This is a genomic window from Zhenhengia sp., from assembly GCF_046966505.1.
In the GTDB taxonomy this organism is placed as follows: Bacteria; Bacillota; Clostridia; order Lachnospirales; family Cellulosilyticaceae; genus Zhenhengia; species Zhenhengia yiwuensis.
In genome coordinates this window covers 107,478-114,576 of record NZ_JBKVCH010000011.1, presented here as the reverse complement: position 1 = coordinate 114,576, position 7,099 = coordinate 107,478, and the positions used below count along the sequence as shown (strand labels likewise).

At 33.4% G+C, this 7,099-nt stretch carries 7 protein-coding genes and 3 tRNA genes; 2 read left to right on the top strand and 8 right to left on the bottom strand.

What is annotated here, in order from left to right:
- Nucleotides 1–356 precede the first annotated feature (356 nt).
- Nucleotides 357–1,520: an iron-containing alcohol dehydrogenase gene (locus ACLTBU_RS12635; RefSeq protein WP_412219230.1), complete on the bottom strand. Its 1,164-nt coding sequence runs from the start codon at nt 1,518–1,520 to the stop codon at nt 357–359.
- Nucleotides 1,521–1,616: 96 nt separating this feature from the next.
- Here ACLTBU_RS12635 and ACLTBU_RS12630 point away from each other — a divergent pair, with 96 nt between their 5' ends.
- A complete protein-coding gene (locus ACLTBU_RS12630) occupies nt 1,617–2,123 on the top strand; it encodes a DUF6512 family protein (protein ID WP_177671784.1) in 507 nt (168 codons plus the stop codon).
- 53 nt (nt 2,124–2,176) lie between these two features.
- On the opposite strand, the gene ACLTBU_RS12625 is transcribed toward ACLTBU_RS12630, so the two are convergent.
- From ACLTBU_RS12625 to ACLTBU_RS12605, 5 genes are all read right to left on the bottom strand, one after another.
- Nucleotides 2,177–2,249: transfer RNA gene (locus ACLTBU_RS12625), tRNA-Thr, on the bottom strand.
- Between the two features lie 10 nt (nt 2,250–2,259).
- Nucleotides 2,260–2,331, bottom strand: a tRNA-Asn gene (locus ACLTBU_RS12620).
- 16 nt (nt 2,332–2,347) lie between these two features.
- A tRNA-Ile gene (locus tag ACLTBU_RS12615) sits at nt 2,348–2,421 on the bottom strand.
- Nucleotides 2,422–2,909: 488 nt separating this feature from the next.
- Nucleotides 2,910–3,458: an NADH peroxidase gene (locus ACLTBU_RS12610; RefSeq protein ID WP_177671783.1), complete on the bottom strand. Its 549-nt coding sequence runs from the start codon at nt 3,456–3,458 to the stop codon at nt 2,910–2,912.
- Between the two features lie 118 nt (nt 3,459–3,576).
- On the bottom strand, nt 3,577–4,194 hold the full coding sequence (locus ACLTBU_RS12605) for a flavin reductase (protein WP_412219227.1): 618 nt from the start codon (nt 4,192–4,194) through the stop codon (nt 3,577–3,579).
- Between the two features lie 190 nt (nt 4,195–4,384).
- On the opposite strand from ACLTBU_RS12605, the gene ACLTBU_RS12600 reads away from it, so the two are divergent.
- Complete coding sequence (locus tag ACLTBU_RS12600) at nt 4,385–5,230, top strand: DegV family protein (protein WP_412219224.1); 846 nt, start codon at nt 4,385–4,387, stop codon at nt 5,228–5,230.
- A 39-nt stretch (nt 5,231–5,269) separates the two neighbouring features.
- On the opposite strand, the gene ACLTBU_RS12595 is transcribed toward ACLTBU_RS12600, so the two are convergent.
- Nucleotides 5,270–5,461 carry a ferredoxin gene (locus ACLTBU_RS12595; RefSeq protein ID WP_177671780.1) on the bottom strand — a complete coding sequence of 64 codons (192 nt, stop codon included), beginning with the start codon at nt 5,459–5,461 and terminating at the stop codon, nt 5,270–5,272.
- Nucleotides 5,462–5,518: 57 nt separating this feature from the next.
- On the bottom strand, nt 5,519–6,979 hold the full coding sequence (locus tag ACLTBU_RS12590) for a hypothetical protein (RefSeq protein WP_337531990.1): 1,461 nt from the start codon (nt 6,977–6,979) through the stop codon (nt 5,519–5,521).
- Nucleotides 6,980–7,099: the final 120 nt, after the last annotated feature.

Genomic DNA, 7,099 nt, shown 5'->3' with positions numbered 1-7,099 from the left:
AAAAAAGTTTGTCTCTTGACATTTTGTACTGTTAAGTAGTACTGACTTGTCACTTAAAGTGACTTATGAATCGACTGGTTTAATGGTTACTATTTTATTTTCAAAGTTCATTTCTTCTTATTTATCAAGGCCTCAGCCCTGTGTGTCAGTGGCTCTGTACCCTGCTGACTTGTATTAGTATACGTCATGCCTTGCTATAAGTCAACACCTTTTTTACTTTTTATTTTTCTTATTTCTACTTCCTTTGCTATTTTATCACTTAATGCTGTATTTTATAAGGGATACAGCCTACAAAAAATTTTTAGCGTAAAATGCTCTAAAAAGCATTTTACGCTATTATACTTGCTTATTCGCCTTTAATAAGCCGCTTTAAAAATCTCAAGTACCGCTTCTGCACTTAATGTTTTATACCCTTTAATATCACCAAAACGTGTTGCTTGTCTTGCCATTACTTCTAATTTCTCTTCCTCAATCCCTACTTCTCTTAAAGACATAGGGATTTCTAGAGATAAGAAATATTCTCTAGTCTTTTGAATAGCTTGCTTAGCTATTACATATTTATCCTGGTTCTTATCAATATCCCATACATTTACACCATATTCTACAAACTTATCTACACTTGTTTCATCTAATACATACTTCATCCAATGCGGTGTTAAAATAGCTAGGCCTACCCCATGCGTAATATCATAAAATGCACTTAACTCATGCTCCATAGGATGTACGCTCCAGCTACCTGCTTTGCCATAATGCATAAGTCCATTTAACGCAAGACTTGATGCCCACATGAGGTTAGCCCTTGCTTCATAATCTTCAGGACTCTCTACTGCAATTTTACCGTATTTAATACATGTTTTAAGTATAGCTTCAGCCATACGATTTTGTAAGAAAGCCCCTTCACTCCTTTCGAAATATTCTTCAAAAACATGACTCATAATATCTGCTGTACCCGCAGCTGTCTGATATTTAGATACACTATAAGTATACTCAGGGTCTAGTATAGAAACTTTAGGTTTCATCTCTTCATGACCTGTTCCCAACTTTTCATTTGTTTCCATATTAGAAATAACTGCATAAGCATCCATCTCCGAACCTGTTGCTGCTAGTGTCAGTACCGTAATAATAGGAAGTACTTTCTTCACCTTAGATGCATCCTTTACTAAGTCCCATGCATCCCCTTCATAATTTGCTGCAGCTGCAACTACCTTAGCACAATCTAGCGTACTTCCTCCACCTACTGCAAGTACAACATCTACTCCTTCTTCTTTACAAACTTGTGCACCTTTATTAACAGTTGTAATCCTTGGGTTAGGTTCTACCCCACTAAGTTCTACTACCTCCACTCCATTATCAGCTAGTTGCTGCATAACTTTATTATAGAGCCCTATTTTTTTGATACTTCCTCCTCCGTATATAAGTAAAACCCTTTTCCCATATTGCTTGACTGTCCGTCCAAGATTCTCAATTTGTCCCTTACCAAATAGAATTTTAGTAGGAATAGAATAATAAAAATTATTCATTATAACATCTCCTTTTAAAGTTTTTTATTAAAACCTTCTGCATATACTACTAACAATAAACTTATCCTATGCATTTTACAAGAAGGAGGCTTTAGGTTGAAGAAATTTTCTATTATAGGCACTTTATTTGTTCTTCTTATAGGTAGTCTTTTACATTTTACGTATGAATTAAGTAATGGTAATGCTTTTGTTGCACTCTTCAGTCCTATTAATGAAAGTTTGTGGGAACATTTTAAACTAGGTTTCTATTCCCTTATACTTTATGCATTAATTGCATATCCTTTTATAAAAAATAAAGCAAATAATTACTTATTTGCTTTAGGAATTTCTTCTATTATATTAAATCTTGTTATCGGACTGCTTTATTACACTTATACACACTTTACAGATAAGAGTATTTTTTGGCTTGACATTACTATTTATATACTATCAGTTATCATGGCTTTTTTTATCTTTTACAAACTTACCACACTTGCTCCACTTCCTATTATTACACAATGGATAGGCCTTATCATCATTCTACTTACTATATCTGCTTTTATCATGTTCACCTTAAATCCACCTAATCAATTAGAATTATTCGTAGATCCAACAAAATCTTGATATGCAAAAAAGACACCCGCCATCTATCCAGATAAAGGGTGTCTTTTTTATTAAGCCGACGATCGGACTCGAACCGATAACCTGCTGATTACAAGTCAGCTGCTCTGCCAATTGAGCCACGTCGGCAAATATGAAACTCCCCGAGTAGGGTTCGAACCTACGACCCTTCGGTTAACAGCCGAATGCTCTGCCGCTGAGCTATCGAGGAATATTTTTAAAAAGTATAGGCCCGAGTGGACTCGAACCACCGACCTCACGCTTATCAGGCGTGCGCTCTAACCACCTGAGCTACGAGCCTATATTGTTTGTGTTCCGCCACATCGCTTGGAACGTTTATTATAATACCGCATAACACGACAGATGTCAACTGGTTTTTTACATTTTTTTATTTTTATTTTTTTGTTCTACTTTATTCCACTTACCTATTTACCATATATAAAGCTTTATTATGACTTCCTTAGATGAATCTTATAGCATAATCTTTTAAGCTCCGCCATACCAGTATCTTCAAATGAGTTTTTTATTTACTACTTAAATCAGATACTAGTTGTTCTATGAGTTTTTCATGATGTCTATACATATTTTTAATAAATGCGCTTCTATATCTAGTATTGACAGATTGCTTGTCTTTTTTGTGGCCTGATTATACAACAAATTTATAATCCCCATCCTTATCTCCCTCACTTCTATTTCATAGTAACATTTTATAATCTAAGGCTATTTTCTGATAACTATAAAAGACTCCTAGTATCAGTAGATACTAGGAGTCTTTATTCTAATTATTTATTATTTACCGAAGTATCTGTTTAAAAGACCTTCGAAAGCTTTACCGTGACGAGCTTCATCTTTAGCCATTTCATGCACTGTGTCATGAATTGCATCTAAACCTAATTGTTTAGCTAATGTTGCTAATTCTTTTTTACCAGCTGTTGCGCCATTTTCAGCAGCTACACGCATTTCTAAGTTTTTCTCTGTTGAAGCTGTAAGAACTTCTCCTAATAATTCAGCGAATTTTGCAGCATGTTCTGCTTCTTCATAAGCAGCTTTTTCCCAGTATAAACCAATTTCTGGGTAACCTTCTCTATGAGCAACTCTAGCCATAGCTAAGTACATACCTACTTCTGAACATTCACCTTCAAAGTTAGCTCTTAAACCTTCAATGATTCTTTCATCTACACCTTGTGCTACACCTACAACATGTTCATCAGCCCATACAAGACCTTCTGTTGATTGTTCTGTGAATTTATCTGCACCTACATGACAGATTGGACATTCAGCTGGAGCTGCATCTCCTTCGAAAACATAGCCACATACTGTACATACATATTTTTTCATAATCTAATCCCTCCACTGTTTAAATTATTTATTTCAAATTGTTTGTAACTAAGAATAATTATTATATACATATTATATCTAAGTTAATTTCCCTTGTCAACTACATTTTAAAAATTTTTTATTTAAGTTTAAAAACACTTTTTGGTTGCTTACAAATCGGACATACATAGTCATCTGGAAGCTCTTCAAAAGGAATCTCTCCATTATATTCATAGTGACAAACTGTACATTCATATATTTTTTCATTTTTAGTAGTTGGCGGCATAGATTGAGCTTTTAACTCTCTATACGCTGCATAAGTCATAGGTTTATTTTCTTTAAAGTCTTTAGCATCTATTACGCTTGCAATAAAAATAGTGTGTGTTCCTACATCTACAGTTTGTGTTACCTTTCCGGTTAGTACTGCAACAGCGCCATCTTCTATATAAGGGTTACCTAATACATCTACCTTATAATCAATCCCATCAAACTTATTAACATCACGGCCTGACTGCATACCAAATCTTTTTACATTTTCTAATGCACTTACTTCTGACAAAGTTGTTAAACTAAATTGGCCTGATGCCTTCACCATATCGTGTGTCAAATTTGTCTTTGCTACTGTAATACTAATTTGTTCAGGTATAGAAGTTACTTGCATACCTGTATTAATGATACAAGCATTTAACTTATTCTCTAACTTTGTTCCTAATACATATACACCATAACTCATTGTAAATAAAGCTGTCTGATCCATACTTATACACCCTTTCATTATATACATAACAACAATTATTATTTAATATATTTTTTATATTATGATATATCCAAACAATTGTTTTGTCAACCTACTTTTACCATCTATTGGTTTTTATATAATCATTTTCTGTTCATATTTATAAGTTATTCTTAAATTATAAAATTACCCACTTAAAAGGAGACTTACATTGCAGAAAATCGCTATTATTACAGACAGCTGTTCAGATTTAACCTTTGAAACACTTAATCAGTATCACATTACTATGTTCCCTATACGCATTATCTATAAAGAAAGAGAATTTCTTGATAAGATAGAAATTACCTCTGAAGAAATGTATGCAAATCTTCAAAAAGAAATCCCTTCTACTTCTCTCCCTGACTTAGCTTATTGCGAAAAGCAAGTTGCTAAACTTAAAGCTGAAGGCTTCACTGATTTTATTATCATCACTGTTTCTTCTAACCTCTCTGGAACACTTAATGCTTTAAAAATCTTAGGTGAACATCATACAGATGTTAACTTCCATTTCTTTGATTCTCTTACTTTAGGTTATCCTCAAGGTGTTATTGCAATAGAAGCAGGAAAATTAGCTATAGCTGGTGAAAACGTAGAAAGTATTTTAACTAAACTTGAAGATGTAAGAAAACGTACACATGGCTATATTGCCCTTGATACTTTAGAATACTTAAAACGCGGCGGACGCCTTGGTAAAGCAACAGCAACACTAGGGGAACTTATTAGCCTTAAACCTATTATTTCTTCTAACGATGAGGGTTTACTCTTTACATATTGTAAAGCACGAGGAAGGAAACAAGCTCTATCTAAAGTAAAACAAATTATCCTTAGCTACTTAGATAAAGGAAAATGCAGTTTATGGATACTTCAAGGAGATGCACTTAAAGACGGCTACGCTCTTTTAGAAGAATTAAAAAGTCATCCTAATCTTAATCTCATTTCACTGGAGACGGTAGGTCCATCTATGGGTGTCCATACAGGTCCTAACGTAGTCGGTTTTGCTATATTAGAAGAAGCATAAAAAAGAAAGCGCCCTATAATAGGGCGCTTTTTATCACCATTAATCTTCAATATCAATAGCACTTACAGGACAGCCATCTCTAGCTGCTTCTGCATCACCTTGTACATTTTCTGGAATCTCACCTTCAATAGCCACAGCTAAACCATCATCTTCTAAAGAAAATACTTCTGGGCATGTAGCTGGACAAAGTCCACATCCAATACATGTATCTTTATCTACGCTTGCTTTCATCTTGATGCCTCCTTAAATGGAAATAGTCTTCTGTTATTATTTCCTAGGGCAATAGATTTATACCAAGATATTTCCTATTCCAAACAATTGTTGGATAGCAAGTCTATTCTTTTCAATATCTAATGCAATATTAGATTTTTTAAGTTCTAATTCCTCTAGTAAACTAAGGGTAGAATCATAATTATTAGTCTTACGTATTTGTGCAATATCTTGATTAAGTTTATTCACTTCATTCTGCTTAGCAGATATAGACTGATTATCTGTCTGTATTTTATCTTCAACTTCTTTAATATGTGTAAGCTGTTCATTAGAAACTTCTATATAATAGATGGAACCATCATCTAGTTTTCCTTTATTGTATGCCTTAAAAGACTGTACCCCTACATCTACTACATTAGATCTAGTTAATTTGAGTCTTACTTTCTGACTACCTGGTTTATAAGTTCCAAAAAGCCAACTTTTTTCTGGTATTGCAGCCTCATACTCTCCATTTTCATAGCGATCTAATATATAAAGGTCTACTTCTTTATAGGTTTTTAGTTCACTTACTTCTTGAGTATAAGATGCAATTTGGTTATTTAAATCTGCAATCTCTTTAGTAACCTTTTGAACTTCATTCACTATCATTTCCGTCTGTACATCAACACTTTGCTTCATATTCATTAAGTCAACTTCTTGAAGTTCTATTTGCTTAAGTTCTTCCTGTAAACGTTTAATCATACCATTGTAATTTGTAAATGCTACATATTCTGATGTCGTAATGATACGTTTCTTATTTAAAATATCCACCCATAAGCCTAACGTCTCAAGTTCAATCTCCTTTGTTTTAAGTTCTGTAAAAAGAACTTCTTTAACACGCGTTGCTTCTATATAATCTAAGAGTTTAATAGATGTGCTTTCTATATCACCTTTATGGGGGAAGGATAAAAGCTCATAAACATTAATTTCAAACTGCTCTAGTGGAAGTTTCTCACCTTTTAATGAAAGCAATTTATAAAGACTTTCCACTTTGTCCTGTGTAAGTTTTGCTTCGCTACCAAAATAAGCCTCAAGCGCTCTTTCAAAAGTGACTATGTCTAAGCGCTTCATATATTCTTTTAAATTATTTGATGGCGTTTTACTTATGACTTCATCAAACAAAGCCTTTTGGTCCTTAAATAATAGGCCTTCTTTATTATACTTTATAAGTATTCTCTCTTTCGTAGCTTCATCAAAGTTTACGAAATACTTTTCTAGAAATTCTTGACTCACTTCAGATAAATCTGTTACTAAGTATTCAAGCCCTTGCTTGAAATAAAAATGTGTATATTCTCGAGGCTTCGCCTTAGTAAGAATATTGACAACCTGAGCCGGCATTTCTTTTATCTTAAAATAAGAAATTTGAATTAAATTCATATTCATAATCAGCACTAAACCTATTATTACTACACTACCAGTAGGTATAACTACTTTTTTATTTTCATCAATCCACTGCAAAGACACTTCTTTAATGTGTACAAGTTTTTCTTTGAAATTCATACTCTCTCCTTTGTGTCGTATTCTGTCCTAATTATACAATGTTTGTGTTTTTAAAACAATTGTATTGTATTTTCCTTTGTCCGTCTGCTATAATGAGGCATATCCGGTAGAAGCTTAGTA